14 protein-coding genes and 2 tRNA genes are annotated in these 18564 nt (G+C 61.9%); 6 read left to right on the top strand and 10 right to left on the bottom strand.

The features are described from left to right. Positions 1 to 89 precede the first annotated feature (89 nt). From metG to ilvD, 8 genes are all read right to left on the bottom strand, one after another. Positions 90 to 1649 carry a methionine--tRNA ligase gene (gene metG, locus M1E05_RS08755; RefSeq protein WP_461165023.1) on the bottom strand — a complete coding sequence of 520 codons (1560 nt, stop codon included), beginning with the start codon at positions 1647 to 1649 and terminating at the stop codon, positions 90 to 92. Positions 1650 to 1713: 64 nt separating this feature from the next. Further along, positions 1714 to 2472, bottom strand: a complete 759-nt coding sequence (locus M1E05_RS08750) for an ABC transporter ATP-binding protein (RefSeq protein WP_458111249.1) — start codon at positions 2470 to 2472, stop codon at positions 1714 to 1716. Then, the gene (locus tag M1E05_RS08745; protein ID WP_461165022.1) at positions 2469 to 5264 is read right to left on the bottom strand and encodes an ABC transporter permease; all 2796 of its coding nucleotides are present in this window, start codon (positions 5262 to 5264) and stop codon (positions 2469 to 2471) included. The genes M1E05_RS08750 and M1E05_RS08745 overlap by 4 nt, the downstream gene beginning before the upstream one ends. A gap of 207 nt (positions 5265 to 5471) precedes the next feature. Next, a complete protein-coding gene (serA, locus tag M1E05_RS08740; protein ID WP_458111251.1) occupies positions 5472 to 7061 on the bottom strand; it encodes a phosphoglycerate dehydrogenase in 1590 nt (529 codons plus the stop codon). A gap of 124 nt (positions 7062 to 7185) precedes the next feature. Continuing rightward, positions 7186 to 8211, bottom strand: coding sequence for a ketol-acid reductoisomerase (gene ilvC / locus M1E05_RS08735; RefSeq protein ID WP_458111252.1), 1026 nt, complete (start codon positions 8209 to 8211; stop codon positions 7186 to 7188). Positions 8212 to 8294: 83 nt separating this feature from the next. Continuing rightward, on the bottom strand, positions 8295 to 8807 hold the full coding sequence (gene ilvN, locus M1E05_RS08730) for an acetolactate synthase small subunit (protein ID WP_247043049.1): 513 nt from the start codon (positions 8805 to 8807) through the stop codon (positions 8295 to 8297). A gap of 2 nt (positions 8808 to 8809) precedes the next feature. Continuing rightward, on the bottom strand, positions 8810 to 10711 hold the full coding sequence (locus tag M1E05_RS08725; protein WP_458111253.1) for an acetolactate synthase large subunit: 1902 nt from the start codon (positions 10709 to 10711) through the stop codon (positions 8810 to 8812). 391 nt (positions 10712 to 11102) lie between these two features. Continuing rightward, positions 11103 to 12824 carry a dihydroxy-acid dehydratase gene (gene ilvD / locus M1E05_RS08720; RefSeq protein ID WP_461165021.1) on the bottom strand — a complete coding sequence of 574 codons (1722 nt, stop codon included), beginning with the start codon at positions 12822 to 12824 and terminating at the stop codon, positions 11103 to 11105. Positions 12825 to 13138: 314 nt separating this feature from the next. Here ilvD and M1E05_RS08715 point away from each other — a divergent pair, with 314 nt between their 5' ends. The 3 genes from M1E05_RS08715 (at position 13139) to M1E05_RS08705 (ending at position 15623) form a co-directional block, all read left to right on the top strand. After that, positions 13139 to 14185: a sunset domain-containing protein gene (locus tag M1E05_RS08715; protein ID WP_461165020.1), complete on the top strand. Its 1047-nt coding sequence runs from the start codon at positions 13139 to 13141 to the stop codon at positions 14183 to 14185. 123 nt (positions 14186 to 14308) lie between these two features. After that, a complete protein-coding gene (locus M1E05_RS08710; protein ID WP_461165019.1) occupies positions 14309 to 15430 on the top strand; it encodes a PQQ-dependent sugar dehydrogenase in 1122 nt (373 codons plus the stop codon). A 117-nt stretch (positions 15431 to 15547) separates the two neighbouring features. Further along, positions 15548 to 15623 (top strand) — tRNA-Lys (locus M1E05_RS08705). Between the two features lie 143 nt (positions 15624 to 15766). On the opposite strand, the gene M1E05_RS08700 is transcribed toward M1E05_RS08705, so the two are convergent. Both M1E05_RS08700 and M1E05_RS08695 read right to left on the bottom strand, forming a co-directional pair. Then, a complete protein-coding gene (locus M1E05_RS08700) occupies positions 15767 to 16147 on the bottom strand; it encodes a DUF5655 domain-containing protein (RefSeq protein WP_458111256.1) in 381 nt (126 codons plus the stop codon). A gap of 82 nt (positions 16148 to 16229) precedes the next feature. Then, positions 16230 to 16712 carry a MarR family winged helix-turn-helix transcriptional regulator gene (locus M1E05_RS08695; RefSeq protein WP_458114522.1) on the bottom strand — a complete coding sequence of 161 codons (483 nt, stop codon included), beginning with the start codon at positions 16710 to 16712 and terminating at the stop codon, positions 16230 to 16232. Between the two features lie 97 nt (positions 16713 to 16809). On the opposite strand from M1E05_RS08695, the gene bcp reads away from it, so the two are divergent. From bcp to M1E05_RS08680, 3 genes are all read left to right on the top strand, one after another. Next, positions 16810 to 17283: a thioredoxin-dependent thiol peroxidase gene (bcp, locus tag M1E05_RS08690; protein ID WP_458111257.1), complete on the top strand. Its 474-nt coding sequence runs from the start codon at positions 16810 to 16812 to the stop codon at positions 17281 to 17283. Between the two features lie 77 nt (positions 17284 to 17360). After that, positions 17361 to 17442: transfer RNA gene (locus tag M1E05_RS08685), tRNA-Leu, on the top strand. A 244-nt stretch (positions 17443 to 17686) separates the two neighbouring features. Beyond that, positions 17687 to 18361, top strand: a complete 675-nt coding sequence (locus M1E05_RS08680; protein ID WP_461165018.1) for a fasciclin domain-containing protein — start codon at positions 17687 to 17689, stop codon at positions 18359 to 18361. The last annotated feature ends 203 nt before the right edge of the window (positions 18362 to 18564 follow it).

Here is an 18564-nt window from a genome sequence, read left to right as displayed (position 1 = left end):
AAACCCGCGAGAGGTGAAGGAGCGTTTACCTTAAGGCGCGAAACGTGAGGGAGCGTCCGTCAAAAACCCGCGAGAGGTGAAGGAGCGTCCTAACCCTCGACGGGCTCTTCGTACTTCGGAAACACCGGCGCCGGGGCCGGGAGGTCGGTACCGGGCACGATCGGCGTCGTGATGGCGGAAAACTGCCGCGCTTCCCCTTCCGGCTGGCCGAGGGTATCCAGCAAAGCAGCGGACGCCGTCGGCATTACCGGCTGCACCAGAACGGAGACAATGCGAAGGACCTCCAGCGTGACATAAAGGACCGTGTTCATGCGTTCGACGTCGGTCTTCCGCAGCACCCACGGTGCCTGCTCCGCGAAGTAGGCATTGGTATCCCCGAGGACGGCCCAGATAGCCTCCAGTGCACGGCTGAATTCCTGCTTCTCAAAGGCAGTCCTGGCTGCTTCGAGCAAGCCGTTGGTCTGGCCAAGCAAAGCCCTGTCCTCGGCCGTGAATTCACCGGGAACAGGTACCTGGCCGCCACAGTTTTTCGCCACCATGGAGAGTGAGCGTTGGGCGAGGTTGCCGAAGTTGTTGGCCAGATCAGCGTTGGCGCGCCCCACGATGGCGTCGTGGCTGTAGCTGCCATCGGCACCAAAGGGAACTTCCCGGAGGAAGAAGAACCTTACCTGATCAAGTCCGTACTGCTCCACGAAGTCGGACGGCGCCACGACGTTGCCCAAGGACTTGGACATCTTCACACCGTTGTTGTTCAGGAAGCCGTGGATCATGACCCGCTTGGGCAGTTCCAGCCCCGCGCTCATCAGGAAAGCGGGCCAGTAAATTGCGTGGAAGCGGCTGATGTCCTTGCCGATCATATGCAGATCCGCAGGCCAGAACTTGCGGAAGGACTCCGAATCAACATCCGGGTAGCCCACCCCGGTGAGGTAGTTGGTCAGCGCATCCACCCACACGTACATCACGTGCTTGTCGTTCCCCGGGACCGGGACACCCCAGTCAAACGTGGTGCGGCTGATCGAGAGATCCTCCAGGCCGCGTTTGACGAAGCTGATGACCTCGTTGAAGCGGTACTGCGGTGCGCCGAACTCCGGCTGCGCCTCGTACAGCGCCAGCAGCCTGTCCTGGTAGGCCGACAGGCGGAAGAAGTAGCTTTCCTCTGCCGTCCAGGTCACTTCAGTATCCGTTTCGCGGGAATAGCGGATGCCGTCGTCCTTCACCAGGGTGTCGTCCTCGACGTAAAACGCTTCATCGCGGACGGAGTACCAGCCCTCGTACTTCGAGAGGTAGATGTCGCCGTTGGCTTCCATCTTTTTCCAGATGGCCTGGGAGGCTGCGTAGTGGTCTGCATCAGTAGTGCGGATGAACCGGTCGTAGGAGATTCCCAGTGCAGCGTGCGCGCCTTTGTAGACCTCGGAGTTCCTGTCCACCAGCTCCTTGGGAGTGATGCCTTCCTTCTCCGCAGTCTGGGCGATCTTCATGCCGTGCTCATCCGTGCCGGTCAGGAACATCACGTCATAGCCGTCGAGCCGCTTGAAGCGGGCCATTGCGTCAGTGGCAATGTACTCGTAGGCGTGGCCGATGTGCGGCACCCCGTTGGGGTACGTGATGGCCGTAGTGAGGTAGTACGGAGGCTTGTCTGAGGAAGTCACTGGCGGAAAATACCTTTTAGTGCGAAGGGACAATGGGCCGCTGGTGTGCGCGCCTACTGCAAATCTAGATCAGTTCGGTCAGGGTATCGCTCTGCCGGACCAGTTCGTGGTCATGTGAAGCGACCAGCACAGCGATTCCGTCCGATGTTGTGTCCTTGAGGATGCTGATGATGCGGTTGGCTGAAGTACGGTCCAGGCTGGCCGTCGGCTCATCCACCACCAGGACACGCGTTCCGAGGATCAGTGCACGGGCGATAGCAACACGCTGACGCTCGCCACCTGACAGCTGGGCAGGGCGGTGGCGCATTCGCCTGCCGAGGCCGACGAGGTCCAGGAGGTCCTTTGCCATGTCCCTCCGCTGGTCCACCTCTCCGTCCGGAACGGCAGGGAGAAGCACGTTCTCCAGGGCGCTCATGCCATCAATCAGTGCCCCGCCCTGATCCACGTAACCGATCAGAGCGCGACGGCGGTCGGCGATTTCGTCGTCCCCCATGCTTTCCAGGGACTGGCCTTCCCAGTAGACCCGTCCCGACGTCGGCAGGGTGAGGCCGGCGCCGACGGTCAGGATGCTGGTCTTGCCGGAGCCGCTTCGCCCGGCAACGCAGTGCATCTCACCGGCGTGCAGGACCAGGTTGAAGCCCTCGACGACGTTGACGGCTTCCGCGCCGCCCTTCTGCCCGCCATAGCGGATGGTGATGTTGCTCAGCTCGAGGGGTGTGCCGTGGTCCTCGGCCTTCAGGATGGTGTTGGCGCGGGTCTGGAGCGAACCGTCACCGATGTCGGTTCCGGAATAATCGTCGTCAAAGTTCAGGTCGTTAGTCATCGGACCACTTTCGTTGCAATTGGAATCCAGCAAAGTACAGCCAGCAGTCCGGCGAGGCCGGCCCACAAAGCAGCGTAGGGGGCCAGCAGGATACCGATCCCCAAGGCGCCAAGAACGCCCAGTGGAAGGGCCACTGAGCCCACCAGGGCATTTTCGAAGAACCGGACCTGGCCGAGCATGTCCGGGTTCCACCCCATGGCCTTCAAAGTCCCCAAGTATTCTCGTTTTGCCTGAAGTTCGAATCGGCCGGTCACCAGTGTCAGCAACAGCCCGACCGCCACACCCGACAGGGCAAGGATGATGCTCGGAAGCGCGATGCTTGCCGCCGCGATCCCGCTGAGTGCGCTGGCACCTGCTGCCCGGGGAATATCGATCAGCAGGGCAATCAGGCCGCCTACCGCTGCACCGAACACTCCGACTGCCACAGCCAAAGACAACGTATTGAACCTGTTGGTGGTCAGCTGGCGGTTGGCGAAAGTGAGCGGCGAGTCAACAGGGATGAGCCGCTCGTCGTGCTGGGGCTCCTGGTCCACCTCCTCGCGGTGCCGAAGCTGGCGGGCCGCGAAGTAGGCGGCAGCCAGATACAGCGTCAGGACAGACGCCGAGACGATGGCCGTGGCAGGGTTCCAGGTCACCAGCGAGAGGATAGTTCCGGCGATGGCAAGCAATGCAGCTCCTACGCCGAATTCAGCCAGTACCCAGGAACGGATCCTGCGTTGGGTCCAGCCCATGGCACGAAGCGTTCCGGCTTCCGTTCGGCGTTGCCGGATGTAGCTGACGGTGGACGCTCCGGTCAGCAACGCGGCACCGCACAACGTCAGGAACAGCAGTGTGAGGTTGGTCCCCGTGAGGGAGCCGGAAACGGCATCCGCCGCATCCTGCCGGACCCAGGATTGCTTAACTGTGCCCAGATCGGATTCCTTGCCCGCGTCATCCTTGGAGTAGCCGGGAACAAAAATGTTGGCGTCTTCACGGGCGGAGCCGGCCACAATGGTCGCGTCAAGTCCCATGTCCCGGATTTCTGCGGCAAGCTTGTCGACGTCGGGCTGCGCCTGCTTCCAGCTGCCCGGCGCCTTGGCACGGACACGGACGGCATCGATGACGGAGGCGTTCTGGTCGTACCCCCGTGCCGCGGCAAGGCCATAGTAGTCGGTGATAGCGCCGGCGGACTGGCTGACCAGACCGGTGGCGCTCAGGGACGGCTTGAGCTGCGCTGCCGGAACATCCTTGCCCTCGGCGTCTTTTACGAGCGTCATGGGTGAGGGATCGTAACCACCCAGGGGCAGCCTGTTGACGTCGCCGGCCGCTTCCTGAACCTTGGCGGCGTCGAACGTTCCGTACACCATGGCAAGCGGAGGGGCGAGCTTCTTGCCCGTCTCCAGGCTTTCCCGGTAGGCACGTTCATCCACTGGTTTGCGCTGGGTCTGATCGACGGGTGCGCCCGCGGCGTCCTTTTCCGGGAGGCGGTTTACGGTGACCCATTCGCCGGGGACGGCTGTCTTTTCCTGCGCGCCGTTGCCTGCGGTGTCACCGTCGGTGTACTTGGGAGCCGACGCAAAGTCGGTGGTCCACTGCGCCGGGTTGTAAAGGCCCTGGCTGAAGTTGCCGGAGTTGCCCAGGAGCTGCGAGTAGTCCTTGGAGCCAGGCCATGACAACGCGAAGGGAGACTTGGAGACGAACGGCAGGTAGTCCTTGTCCAGTGACCTGGTGACAGTGCCGACGTCCTTCACCACGTTGCCGGATCCGTCGATTTCCTCGATCTTGACCGAGTACTTCAGGTCAAGGGAAGTCCCGGAACGTACGATCAGCGGGATGGCCTGGGAGTCATCCGTCAGTTGGCCGTTCCGCTTGGCCTGCTGGTACTGGGTCATCAACGGGGCCCAGTACTTGAGCTTTACACCCAGGAAATCAGGGCCTTCTTCAAGCTCCTGCATGCTGATTCCGGTGGTGAAGAGGCTTTCGAAGTGGCGGCCAATCGCTCCCGCGTTGCGGGCATCGGCCGGGGGTGCCTTCTCAAGGGGCGCCAGGAAGTCGCCGGCACTTCCCAGGAGTGCGCGCTCAGAGATCGGGTCAACCGCGACGACGGATTCGGTCACCTGGGGTGCCAGGGGCAGGGACACCGAGAGGTTGAAAAGATTGTGCTCTGAGCCCCCGGCAGGGGCGGGGAACTTGATGCCTGTCTCGTCCTCCGGACCGGCAATGCGGATGTTCTTTCCGCCGGGCGTCTCTTCCTCAACGAGCTTGGCCTTGCCCAGTGACCCTTCGGCCATGGACTTGAACAGCGTCTGCTCTGAGTGGCCGTCCGAGCTCACAGCACTCGCCGTCAGCCGGTAGGTCTTGGCCTCATCGGTCAGCACAGACTCTGCTGCCGGCCATTTGCTGGGGTCGGTGCCTCCGGGCTCTGCCGCTGTCGCTGTGCCTACCAGTCCGGCATTGAAGCCAAGGTAGTCCATGGCGTCCAGCCGCGGCGCCTCAAGGTTTTGGCTCACCCTGGAAACGAGGCTGATGGGGGCGGCCACGGAAGTTCCGGAGAGCTTCCGGAGGGCGTCCAGTTGATCAAAACTGATTCCGCCCTGGCCGTTGGCGATATCCGGCTGCATCAGTGAACCGCCGGCACCCGCCTTGGGTTGGACGAGGATGTCGTAAAGTCCTCGCGAATTCTCGTCGACTGTTCGGTTGAGCGCCGCTTGTGACTGTCCCTGGACGAGGACGGACAGGCACATGGCGACGATCAAAATGGCCGCGGTCAACATCAGCACTCTGCTTCTGATGAACCTCTGGACGGCGTTCATTTGGCTCCTGAAAGCTGGATTGCGTGCGCGCACACCACTGTTCACTCCAAACGGATGTGAAGGTGTCCCCTGCCGGATGTGCAGAACAAGATTAGCCGGCCCGCCGGCTGGGATCCCAAGAGGGCCTCAATCGGAGAAAGCAGACCGGCCAATCATACGTGCCAGAAGTTACAACTCTGTCACTATTGGTTCACCTGAGGCGCGGCCTCAGTTTTCGAGGTCAACCTCGCGCACCATTTCGGCGCCGATGCCGGCCTTGATCGCGTCAAGAACCTGCTGCGGAACGGAGCTGTCGATGGTCAGGAGCGCAAGCACCTGGCCGCCTTCAGTCTGCCGGGCGACCTGCATGCCGCCGATGTTGATGTTGTTCATGCCCAGGATGTGCCCGATGGTGCCGATCACGCCGGGACGGTCAGCGTAGGAAACCACTACGAGGTGCTCGCTGATGGGGATTTCGACGTCGTAGCCGTTGACTCCCACCAGTTTCTCAACCTGCTTGGGTCCTGTCAGCGTTCCCGCCACCGAGATCTGGCTCCCGTCGCTCAGGGCGCCGCGCAGGGTCAGGACGTTGCGATAGTCCTCCGCTTCGGGAGTGGTGATCAGGCGGGTGTTGATGCCGCGCTGTTCGGCGATAACGGGCGCGTTGACGTAGGAGACCTGCTCGGTCACGACGTCGGCGAAAATGCCCTTGAGAGCTGCAAGCTCCAGGACCTTGACGTCGAGCGCCGCGATTTCGCCGGCGACCTCAACATCGATCTGGGTCAGGGAGTCGTGCGTGAGAGCGGTGAAGATCCTGCCCAGCTTTTCGATGAGGGGGATGCCGGGACGGACGTCGGGGGCGATGATGCCACCTGCAACGTTGACGGCATCCGGGACCAGCTCACCGGCAAGGGCAAGCCTGACCGACTTCGCCACGGAAACGCCTGCTTTTTCCTGTGCTTCGTCAGTGGATGCGCCGAGGTGCGGGGTGACCACGACGTTGTCCAGTTTGAAGAACGGCAGGTCGGTGCTGGGCTCCTTGACGAAGACGTCGACGCCGGCGCCTGCGATGTCGCCGTCCTGCAGGGCTGTGTACAGTGCTTCCTCGTCGATCAGGCCACCACGTGCCACGTTGATGACGTAGGCGGTTGACTTCATCTTCTTGAAGGCGTCAGCGCCCAGCATGCCGACCGTTTCGGGTGTCTTGGGCATGTGGATGGTGATGAAGTCGGAGTGGGCCAGCAATTCATCCAGGGTGACCAGCTTGACGCCGAGCTGCGCTGCCCGGGCCGAGGTGATGTACGGATCGTAGGCGAGGATTTCGGTTTCGAAGCCTTGGAGGCGGGCAGCGACGAGCGCTCCGATCCGGCCGAGGCCGATGATGCCGACCTTCTTCTCAAAAAGTTCGATTCCCGAGTACTTGGAGCGCTTCCATTCGCCGTCCTTGAGGGCGGCGCTGGCCTGCGGGATGTGGCGGGCCAGGCTGAGGATGTGGCCAACGGTGAGTTCCGCGGCGGAAACGATGTTCGACGTCGGGGCGTTGACCACCATTACGCCGGCCTGGGTGGCAGCTTTGATGTCGACGTTATCGAGCCCGACGCCGGCACGGGCAATCACCTTCAGGTTCTTGGCCGCGGCGATTGCCTCGGCGTCCACCTGGGTGGCTGAGCGCACGAGGATGGCGTCGACGTCGACGATCGCAGACAGCAGCTGGGAACGGTCGGCGCCGTCGGTCTGGCGGATTTCGAAGTCCGGGCCCAGGGCCTCGACTGTGGCGGGCGAAAGTTCTTCGGCGAGCAGTACTACGGGTTTTGACACGGCTGATCCTCTGCGTTGCAGTCCGGGGGGTATAACAAGTCTAGGCCGACAGAAAGGCCGGGCCCACATTGTGAAGTGTGAGCCCGGCCATTTTCCGGTGCCTCGGCTATGCGAAAAGCATGGCCTAGCGGGCTACGGAGCCCTCTGTGTAGTCATCGCTGGTCTTGATCCAGGAGAAGAGCTTCCGCAGTTCACGGCCAGTGGACTCGATCGGGTGGTCTTCACCCTTCTTGCGCAGCTCTGCGAACTCCGGAGCGCCGGCGTCCTGGTCGTCGATGAAGCGCTTGGCGAAGGCACCGTTCTGGATATCCGCAAGGACAGCCTTCATGTTTTCCTTCACCTCGGGGGTGATGACGCGCGGCCCGGAGACGTAGTCTCCGTATTCGGCGGTGTCGGAGACGCTCCAACGCTGCTTGGCGATGCCGCCTTCCACCATGAGGTCAACGATGAGCTTGAGCTCGTGCAGAACCTCGAAGTAGGCAACCTCGGGCTTGTAGCCGGCTTCAGTCAGGGTTTCGAAGCCGTACTGGATGAGCTGTGATGCGCCGCCACAGAGAACAGCCTGCTCGCCGAAGAGGTCCGTCTCGGTCTCTTCAGTGAAGGTGGTCTCGATGACGCCTGCACGGGTGCCGCCAATGGCCTTGGCGTAGGACAGGGCCAGTTCCTTGGCCTTGCCGGAAGCATTCTGCTCCACGGCGATCAGGTCGGGAACGCCGCGCCCGGCTTCGAATTCGCGGCGCACGATGTGGCCCGGCCCCTTGGGGGCAACCAGGGCGACGTCGACGTCGGCCGGGGGCTTGATGTAGCCGTAGCGGATGTTGAAGCCGTGGCCGAAGAACAGGGCGTCGCCGGCCTGCAGGTTCGGGGCGATGTCTTCGGCGTAGACGTGGCGCTGGACCTGGTCCGGGGTGAGGACCATGATCAGGTCGGCTTCGGCAACGGCGTCGGCAACGTTCAGGACGCGCAGTCCCTCGGCCTCGGCCTTGGCGCGGGACTTGGAGCCTTCCTTCAGGCCGACGCGGACGTCAACGCCTGAATCGCGGAGGCTGAGGGCGTGGGCGTGGCCCTGGGAGCCGTAACCGATAACGGCAACGGTGCGTCCCTGGATGATCGACAGGTCGGCGTCGTCGTCGTAAAACATTTCAGTCACTTGGGTGTCTCCTTTTGAGTGGATTCTTTGGTGTTGCTTGTAGGTGGAGCTTGTCAGTGGTGGTGGAGCGCCTTCCGCAGTGCCTAAGCGCTGCGCAAGGCCCTGTCACTCATGGAGCGGGATCCCCGTCCAACGGCCAAGGTGCCGGACTGCACAATTTCGCGGATTCCGAAAGGTTCCAGCACGGAAAGCAGTGCCGTCAGTTTTTCGGGATGGCCGGTTGCTTCAATGACCACTGAATCTGTGGAGACGTCGACTACTGAAGCACGGAACAAATCTGCAGCGTGGGTCACCTGCAAACGGGTTGCGGCATCCGCCCGTACCTTGACCAGGATGTGGTCGCGCTGCACGGAGGATTCGGAAGTCAGCTCAACAATCTTGATCACGTTGACCAGCTTGTTCAACTGTTTGGTGACCTGTTCGATGAGGTCACCGTCGGCGTCGACCACAACGGTCATGCGGGACATACCCGGCACTTCGGTGGGGCCAACGGCCAAGGAATTGATGTTGAAGGCGCGGCGGGCAAAAAGGCTGGCCACGCGGGTCAGCACACCGGGCTTGTCTTCGACCAGAACGGACAGTGTGTGGCGGCTCATGATCAGTCCTCCTCTTCCCATTCCGGGGTCAGGTTGCGGGCAACCTGGATCTGGTCGTTGCTTACTCCGGCAGGGACCATCGGCCACACCATGGAGTTGGGGCTGACCACGAAGTCGATGACGACGGGCCTGTCATTGATTTCCAACGCTTTTTGGATTGTGGCGTCTATATCCTCGTCGCGTTCGCAACGGAAGGAAGCACAGCCATAGGCCTCCCCCAGCTTGACGAAGTCCGGGATGCGGACCGTGTCGTGGCCGGTGTTGAGGTCTGTGTTGGAGTAGCGGCCCTCATAGAAGAGTGTCTGCCACTGCCGCACCATGCCCAGGGAGGAGTTGTTGATGACGGCCACCTTGATGGGGATCTTGTTGATCGCGCACGTCGCAAGTTCCTGGTTGGTCATCTGGAAACAGCCGTCTCCGTCGATGGCCCACACCACACGGTCGGGTTCGCCAACCTTGGCGCCCATTGCAGCAGGCACTGCGTAACCCATGGTGCCGGCACCACCGGAGTTCAGCCACTGGTGGGGCCGCTCATACTTGATGAACTGCGCTGCCCACATCTGGTGCTGCCCGACGCCGGCCACGTAGATGCCCTCAGGACCGGTCAACGCGCCGATGCGCTCAATAACGCGCTGCGGTGCGCTGAGGCCGTCTTCGGGTTCGGTCCAACCCAGCGGATAGGTTTCGCGGAGGTTGTTCAGGAAGGCCCACCAGCTCTGCAGGTCCGGGGTTCCGGACGCCTCGAACTGGGTGCGGACGGCTTCTGTCAGCTCCGGAATGATCTCCTTGACTGAACCGACTATGGGAACATCGGCCGTCCGGTTCTTGGAGATTTCAGCGGGATCGATGTCGGCATGGATCACCTTGGCGTTGGGCGCGAAGGTCTTCAGGATCCCGGTCACCCGGTCATCAAAGCGGGCGCCGAGGGTGATCAGCAGATCGGACTGCTGGAGCGCCGTCACGGCGGAAACCGTGCCGTGCATGCCGGGCATGCCAACATGCTGGGGGTGCGAATCCGGGAAAACGCCGCGCGCCATGAGGGTGGTGACCACCGGGGCGCCGGTCAGTTCCGCGAGTTCGAGCAGCTCCGCTGAGGCATGGGCCTTGACGACGCCACCGCCCACATACAGGACAGGTTTGCTGGCGGCAGCAATAAGCCTTGCGGCCTCCCGGACCTGCTTGTTGTGTCCGCGGACCACGGGACGGTAACCCGGCAGATCGATTTTGGGCGGCCAGGAAAAGGTCATCTTGCCTTGCTGGGCGTCCTTGGCAACATCCACCAGGACCGGACCGGGGCGACCGCTCGAAGCCAGGTGGAAAGCGGCGGCCATAACATGTGGGATCTCGTTCGGATCCGTTACGAGGAACGAATGCTTGGTGATGGGCATCGTGATCCCCACGATGTCGGCTTCCTGGAAGGCATCAGTGCCGATGACTCCGCTGGATACCTGGCCGGTGATGGCAACCATAGGCACGGAGTCCATATGGGCATCCATGATGGCAGTGACGAGGTTGGTGGCTCCCGGGCCGGAGGTGGCGATACAGACGCCCACCCGTCCCGTAACCATGGCATAGCCTTGCGCGGCGTGGCCGGCTCCCTGTTCGTGACGGACCAGAACGTGGTTCATTCCGGAAGCCATCAAAGGGTCATAGGTAGGCAGGATCGCGCCACCGGGCAAACCAAAAATATCGTCGACGCCGAGTTCTTCGAGCGAACGCACAATAGCTTCTGAGCCGGTCATCACCGTTGGGGGTACAACGTTGTTCGGCCCAAGGACAGGAGAGGCGGCTGCAGCAGTGTCGACGCCCGCTTCAGTGGGGCGGTCGACGCGTTCTGGGGCCTTGGGGGCTCCAGCGGACTTTGTAGCCATCAGCGAGGGGCTGATCGGCGATCCTTTGCTCATCGGACTCTTCCTTAGTGGATCTTGAATTATCGGTTACAGCGTGTGGAACTTCGGGATGATGCTTCGCGGCAATAAAAAAACCCCTCAGCCTGGTGGGCTCTTCGAGGGGTTGCGCGTGACAGTTCGTTACCAGTCGGGCTATTTAGCCACGCGCTTGGTAAGTACGACGACGTCGGTAACGAATGCGATCATGCGTTCAGTGTTCCCTCTGGTGAGAAGCGTGTCAACGCGACTTCCCACGATCTCACCATGTGGACATCATTGTCCACTTATTGATCCTTCCCTAAGGGATCAAACCGCACCGGCCCGCTGTAGGCGGCAGGGCTTAATAAGGGTGATGCCGAGGGGCCCCTTGCGGAAGGCGCTCAGCGCCTCCCGTAAGGGGAAGGCATCACCCGCAGTATGCGCCGGTAGAGGCGCTGTGCACCAGCTTTGCGTACTTGGCCAGCACTCCCTTGGTGAACTTCGCAGGCAGCGGAGCCCAGCCCTCTTTGCGTGCTTCAAGCTCGGCAGGATCAACCAGGAGGTCGAAGCTGCGGGCTGCGATGTCCACGCGGATCCGGTCACCGTCCTCAACAAAGGCGATGGGGCCGCCGTCGACTGCTTCCGGTGCAACGTGCCCGATGCAGAGCCCGGTGGTGCCGCCCGAGAAACGGCCGTCAGTCAGGAGCAAAACATCCTTGCCCAGGCCAGCACCCTTGATGGCCCCGGTGATCGCGAGCATTTCCCGCATGCCCGGACCGCCCTTGGGACCTTCGTAGCGGATCACCACGACGTCGCCCTTGTGGATCTGGCCCTTGTCCAGTGCGTCGAGTGCTCCCTGCTCGCGCTCGAAGACGCGGGCCGTTCCCTCGAAAACGTCGGCATCGAAACCGGCACTCTTCACAACGGCGCCCTCGGGGGCCATGGTGCCGTGCAGGATGGTGATGCCGCCGGTCTTGTGGATCGGGTTGTCCAGAGCGCGGAGGATCTTGCCGTCCAGGTCCGGCGGGTTGATGGCTTCGAGGTTTTCGGCAACGGTCTTCCCAGTCACGGTGAGGCAGTCACCGTGCAGCAGGCCGGCGTCGAGCAGTGCGCGCATGATGACGGGAACCCCGCCGATCTTATCGACGTCGGTCATGACATAGCGGCCGAACGGCTTCAGGTCTCCCAGGTGCGGGATCTTGTCACCGATGCGGTTGAAGTCTTCGAGCGACAGCTCTACTTCGGCTTCCCGGGCGATCGCGAGCAAGTGGAGTACGGCGTTGGTGGAGCCGCCGAAGGCCATGGTGACGGCGATGGCGTTTTCGAACGCCTTCTTGGTCATGATGTCTCGGGCAGTGATGCCAAGCCGGAGCAGGTTCACCACAGCCTCGCCAGACTTACGGGCAAATTCATCACGACGGCGGTCGGCCGACGGCGGAGCGGCGGATCCCGGCAGGGACATTCCCAAGGCCTCGCCAATGCAGGCCATGGTGTTTGCCGTGTACATACCGCCGCAGGCACCTTCGCCCGGGCAGATGGCCTTTTCAATGCGCTCGAGGTCTCCGAGGCTCATCTTCCCGGCCGCGCAGGCACCAACGGCCTCGAAGGCATCAATGAGCGTGACTTCCTTCTCGGAGCCATCTTCAAGTTTCACCCAGCCGGGCATGATGGAACCGGCGTAAAGGAACACACTGGCCAGGTCCAGGCGCGCTGCGGCCATCAACATGCCGGGCAGCGACTTATCGCAACCGGCCAGCAGGACCGAGCCATCGATCCGCTCTGCCTGCATAACGGTCTCCACGGAGTCAGCGATGACTTCGCGGGACACCAGGGAGAAGTGCATGCCTTCGTGGCCCATCGAAATTCCGTCGGAAACGGAGATGGTACCGAACTGCATGGGGAAGCCCCCACCAGCGTGAACGCCTTCCTTAGCGCCCTGGGCGAGCCTGTTCAGGGAGAGATTGCAGGGAGTGATCTCGTTCCACGAACTCGCGACGCCGATCTGGGGTTTGGCGAAGTCGTCATCCCCCATACCCACCGCACGGAACATGCCGCGCGCAGGGGCGGCATGGATTCCATCGGTGACGACCCGGCTGCGGGGCTTGATGTCCGGCTTGATTTCTGTCGCGGTTTGGGTGGTCTCACTCATGGGTCAAAGTCTATGGCTCCTGAGAGGGCGCTATCGACCTGCCGCCCGGAGTTAAGGCCAAAAACGGGAATATTTCCACCGCATTCTGGACCAACGTCTCGCATTCTGAGACGCGAGGGCCGGAGAGCTGCCCAAATATTGCTTTGGTCACGTTAGGCGTCTTAGTTCTCCAGGAACAGTTGGTTCCTTCATGACTTCCCCTGGGCTTTCCGAGATGAAGCTTTGTTGACACCGTTGACAAACCTAGACAGTCACCTTGACGCGGACGTAACGTCGAGCATCGGCACGTTGGTTATTGAGGGAAAGGCTTTGCTATGGATTGGCTTATCTGGGTCATTGTCATCATTCTCATCGTGGCCGTTGTGTGGTGGCTGCTCAACCGCAACAGCGGACGCTCCGCCATGGCTTCAGACCGGACTGCTGCTTCAGAACAGCGAGCGGAGTCGTTGGCTGCCCAGTCCCCTGCCGCAGCGCCAGCCCCCGTCTCACCAGAACCAGCCGCCGCAGCGCCCGCCCCCGTCTCCGCCTCAACGCCTGCCAGAGAAACTGAAAGTTCCGGAAGCTCCGCCTACCCTGCGCCGTCAGAACCAACTGCCACAGCCGCCTCTGCTGCGCCCAAGGCTGCAGAACCAGCGCCCGCAACCGATCCAGGCCACAGCGAGGCTGACTGGGCAGAAGCTGCGGCGCCCGATGGCGGAGATGTAGACGACTGGGACGCCGGCGTCGAACCAACAAGAACTCACTCTGCGTCCGCTGCCCGCATGGAAAAGGACAAGGCAGAAGACGCAGACAAGGCTGAATGGGAAGCCCAGTGGTCAGAGGGCAGCACGTCAGCACCTGGCCAGCCCGTCCCGGCTGCGGATGAACACCGCGAGCACCGCCACGACGAACACCACCACGAATACACGGGGACGCATGCACCCACGCTCCCTGGTGCTGAATCTGCTGCTGCAGAATCAGCAGACGAAGAATCAGCGCAGAAAGAGGCCGCACCGGGAGAACCAGCCGCAACCGAGGCATCGGCGGCCCAAGCCACCCCAGCCCCTGACACCACCTTTGATCCTGATGAGGAAACCTGGCAGCGAGCTGAATCTTCAGCCGTGACGGAGTCCTCGCTGAGCCACACAGCAGAACCCAGCAGCCATTTGGCGGTGGACCAGCCATACGGTGAGGGTTCAGCCGCCGCTGCTGCCGACGGTTCAGGCCCCGAGGGGTACACCGTCAAAGGTGATGCAGAGACCATGACGTACTTTGAGGAGACCAATCCGGCCTACGAAGAGGCCAAAGCCGGCGTCTGGTTTGAATCCGTAGCCCACGCCGAGGCAGCTGGATTCCGCCCGCCACGCCGAACCCGGCTCTGACGATGCCCTTCGGCTTCTCCACCTGATCCCGGAGTAAAGGACATGCCTTCGGGGGGCGCATTCTTCCCGTCCACGAGAGAGGGAGCGGTGACCCGTGCCGGCAGAAGGTCGAGGGTGGCCAGCATGGCAGCAGCTTTGCTGACGCTCTCGCTCACCGTTTCCGCTTGTACCGCCGAAGGAAATGGTGGCTCTCCGACGGGCAACGCCACTTCGCCAGCCTCAACCGCCACTCCCGGAGAGTCAGCGGCCACTCCCGTTGAGTCAGCGGCCACCACTCCCGCACAGCCACCGCGGGTGGCGCGGAAGATCGACGTCGGGCTTCACCTGCCATGGTCGACAGTTTTCCTTCCCGACGGCACTGCAGTGATATCCGAACGGGACAGTGCCCTCCTCAAGAGCGTCCGGGATGGACAGAGCCGGGAAATCGGGCAGGTCCCGGACGTGGTCCCGGGTGGTGAAGGTGGCTTGCTGGGCCTTGCGTTGTCGCCCGATTTCAGTTCGGATCGATACCTCTACGTGTACTTCACCGCCCAGGATGATAACCGGATTGCCCGGCTTCGCCTCGACGAAGCCGGTGAGCGGGGCCTGGAGGCCGGAACGCCGGAAATCATCTTTTCCGGAATCTCCAAGGCTTCCACCCACAATGGCGGGCGCATCCGGTTCGGCCCAGACGGGTTCCTCTACGTTGGCACCGGAGACTCCCAGCGCCGCGATCAGCCGCAGAATCCCAACGCCTTGGGCGGGAAGATCCTCCGTTTGACGCCCGAGGGCCGCCCGGCGCCAGGGAATCCCTTCGGAGACAACCCGGTGTACAGCATCGGACACCGTAACGTCCAAGGTCTTGCCTGGGACAGCGAGGGACGGTTCTGGGCCAGCGAATTTGGGCCCGACGTCGACGACGAACTGAATCTCGTGGTCCCCGGGGGCAACTACGGTTGGCCAAACGTCACAGGAAATCCGGGCCGCAGCGGCTTTATCGATGCCGCCGTGGTGTGGCCGTCAACTGCTGAATCATCACCCAGCGGCCTGGAAATTATCGGCTCCACGGCCTACCTTGGAGCGCTGAGGGGTCAGCGGGTTTGGGCGGTGCCGCTGATGGGCGATAAAGCCGGAGATCCGGTGAGCTATTTCACACGGGAGTACGGGCGGATCAGGGATGTTTCACTCGCACCGGACGGAACCTTGTGGGCCCTCACAAACAACCAGAACCCTGATTCCATACTGGTTCTGGACGTCCCCGGGTAGCCCCCCACGACCGGTCCCCGCCGATTTCACACGGCGCCAATTCTCGTGTAGAGTTTCATGTCGTTGCGAAGAACAACGGAGGAAATAAACCGCCTCCCGAAATGCGAAACAACAGCTGCACCTCTAGCTCAACTGGCAGAGCAATTGACTCTTAATCAATGGGTTCCGGGTTCGAGTCCCGGGGGGTGCACCAAGCCGAAACCCCGTCCTGCAGGCCATCTGGCCAGCGAGGCGGGGTTTTGTTTTGCCCCAAAATCCGACGCGCAAACGGCCTCGGGACGCGCAAACGGTCTGGTGACACCCATATTTGGGTGTCACCAGACCGTTTGCGTGTCCTCAGGCATTTTCCGCCGCCTCGTAGGCCTCGCGCAGCCACTCGTTCAATTCAGCGTCGAGCTCGGCCGGATCCTGCAGCTCAAAGTGGTGCATCCATACCCCCGGGGACGGATGCGCGATTTCCTTGATCCTCGGTGATTCCAGTTCCCGCGGAAGCACGAGCGACAGAACGGCCGGAACGGTTGAGGAGACATAATGTCCCGGTCGCCAAAGATAGGCGAATCCACGCCCTCTGCGGAAAGCGATCTGACTTTTTGAAACCTGCACCTGGACAGCGCCGAGGCGGTTGGTGCTTGAAGCAACAGCCTCGTAGATAGCCAATCCAAGGGGCGACCCATGAAAAAACTCGGTGGGATCAGCCGGAACAGAAGACTGACTCATGCTCCTCTACCTCGATTGCCCCCATAGTCGTCGATCGACGGCCGCGGGAACTTCTTCCCGTGCCGTGACTCAGACAGGCGGCTTAGACAACTTGGTTAACATCCACAGGAATGGCGGATTCGGCACTGGCAACAATCGCCTTGGTTTCCGGGGACGAGAAGCGTTTGGCGAGCTCCACCACGACTGCGCGCAACTCCTGTCGGAGGACATCGGGGTCGATGGATGCCGATGCCAGCACTGAACGCTCCATGTCCGCGGCCGCTGAAACAGCCTCGCTCCCACGATCCGTCAACGTGACTACGTGGCTGCGCCGGTCAGAGGTGCTGCGTTCCCTGCGGATGTGCCCGTGTGCCTCGAGCCGGCTGAGTGTCTTGCCCATGGTTTGCGCCTGGACCCGGACCAGTTGGGCAAGTTGCGCCTGCGTCATGGGGCCGTTAAGGGACAGCACTTCCATGGCGATGACCCCGGCGTGCGTCAATCCGATGGCACCCAGTTTTTCATTCCATGAGTGTTCGACCAGACGCGCCGCCGTGGACAATAGGCGCCCAGTGGGCCAGCGATCCATATCAGGCATACAACTTAGTATAGCGAGCGTCCGATTCGGTCCTTGACTCCCAAGGTCATTAGGCTTGAGTGTCCTAAAAGTTTCGAAGGAGAAAAAAGTGGTTGAACGTCTCATACCGGGAGCCAAAGCACCCGAATTTACCTTGAAAGACAGTACGGGCAAGGACGTCAGCCTCTCCGAATACCGCGGCCGCAGCACCGTGGTCTACTTCTATCCAGCGGCGTCGACACCCGGCTGCACCAAGCAGGCCTGCGATTTCCGTGACAACCTGGCTTCCCTGCAGGCGGCCGGTTACGAGGTCCTTGGCATCTCCCCGGATCCGGTCAACAAACTCGCACGGTTCGCAGACCAGGAGGGGCTCGAGTTTCCCCTGCTGTCCGACGAGGACCATGCGGTGGCCGAGGCCTACGCAGCCTGGGGCGAGAAAAAGAACTATGGCCGCACCTATGACGGCCTCATCCGTTCTACCGTCGTCGTCGACCCCGAGGGCAACGTTGCAATTGCCCAATACAACGTGAGGGCAACGGGTCATGTCGCAAAGCTGCGCCGTGACTTGAAGCTGGACAGCTGATCCGGACGATACAATAAAGGCTGGCATCCGCCGTCGGGCTTCAAGCGTTCACGCTAAGACCTCGACGGCGACGCCAAGCGCGAGTGGTGAAATTGGCAGACACGCAGGATTTAGGTTCCTGTGCCTTCGGGCGTGGGGGTTCAAGTCCCCCCTTGCGCACTGCGAGTTACATGTTTGGAGCCCCGGTCTTATGGCCGGGGCTCCCGCAATTTAAGGGCTCAGGCCCGAACGAAAAGGACACGGAAAAAAAGATTCTCCTCTGTACCCATCCGCCGGCCTTAAAAAGCCGAATACCCAATGAGGCACCAAGCAAGAGACGGTGTCCGCCAGTCGGATTCACGGCAAGAACAGACAGAAGACGGTCTGGCTCAAGTACAGATCGCCCCTATCAAGGAGAATCGAAATGCAGTCCATCAAGCGCACGTCTTTCACCGTTGCAGGTGTTGCTGCCGCAGCCCTGTTCAGCCTCACTGCCTGCGGCGGAACCGCCAGCACAGCTCCCGGCTCAGCGGCTCCTGAAGCTTCCGCCTCCAGCATGGCGCCTTCACCCAGCGCGACAGCCACCGAATCAAAGATGATGGATCCCGCGGCAAACCTCGTCGGTGCCGGCTGTGCAGGCTACGCCGCCCAGGTGCCGGACGGCGCCGGTTCGGTTGCAGGGATGGCCCTTGATCCCGTGGCTGTCGCGGCTTCCAACAACCCGATCCTGACCACCCTCACCGCGGCCGTTTCGGGCAAGCTGAATCCAAAGGTCAATCTCGTGGACACCCTCAACGGCAGCGAGTTCACTGTTTTCGCTCCCGTTGATGATGCCTTCGCGAAAATCGATGCTGCCACCATCGAGACCCTCAAGACCGACGACGCCCTGCTAAGCAAGATCCTGACCTATCACGTGGTGCCCGGTCAGATCTCGCCTGATGAAATCGTGGGAACCCACACCACGGTCCAGGGCGGCACGGTAACAGTGGCTGGATCCAAGGACGCCTTGAAGGTTGATGACGCCGGTGTCATCTGCGGCGGAGTCCAAACCGCCAACGCCACCGTTTACATGGTGGACTCTGTCCTGATGCCCAAGTAACCGGCATCCCCGGCAGTCAACCAGCCTCCTGCCACGGCACCGGGCTGACTCCCCGGGCCCATCCAGGAGCCAACAGGGTCCGCACCCAGGTGTGGACCCTGTTGGCTGTGTGCCGCTTATCGGACGGCGTTTAGGCACCGCACCTTGTGACGGGCGACGACGACGGAAACCGCGGCAGCCGCTGCCGGTCAATTAGACTAATG

The sequence above is a fragment of the Arthrobacter sp. R4-81 genome (genome assembly GCF_054792365.1).
This window is presented reverse-complemented; position numbering and strand designations above follow the sequence as displayed.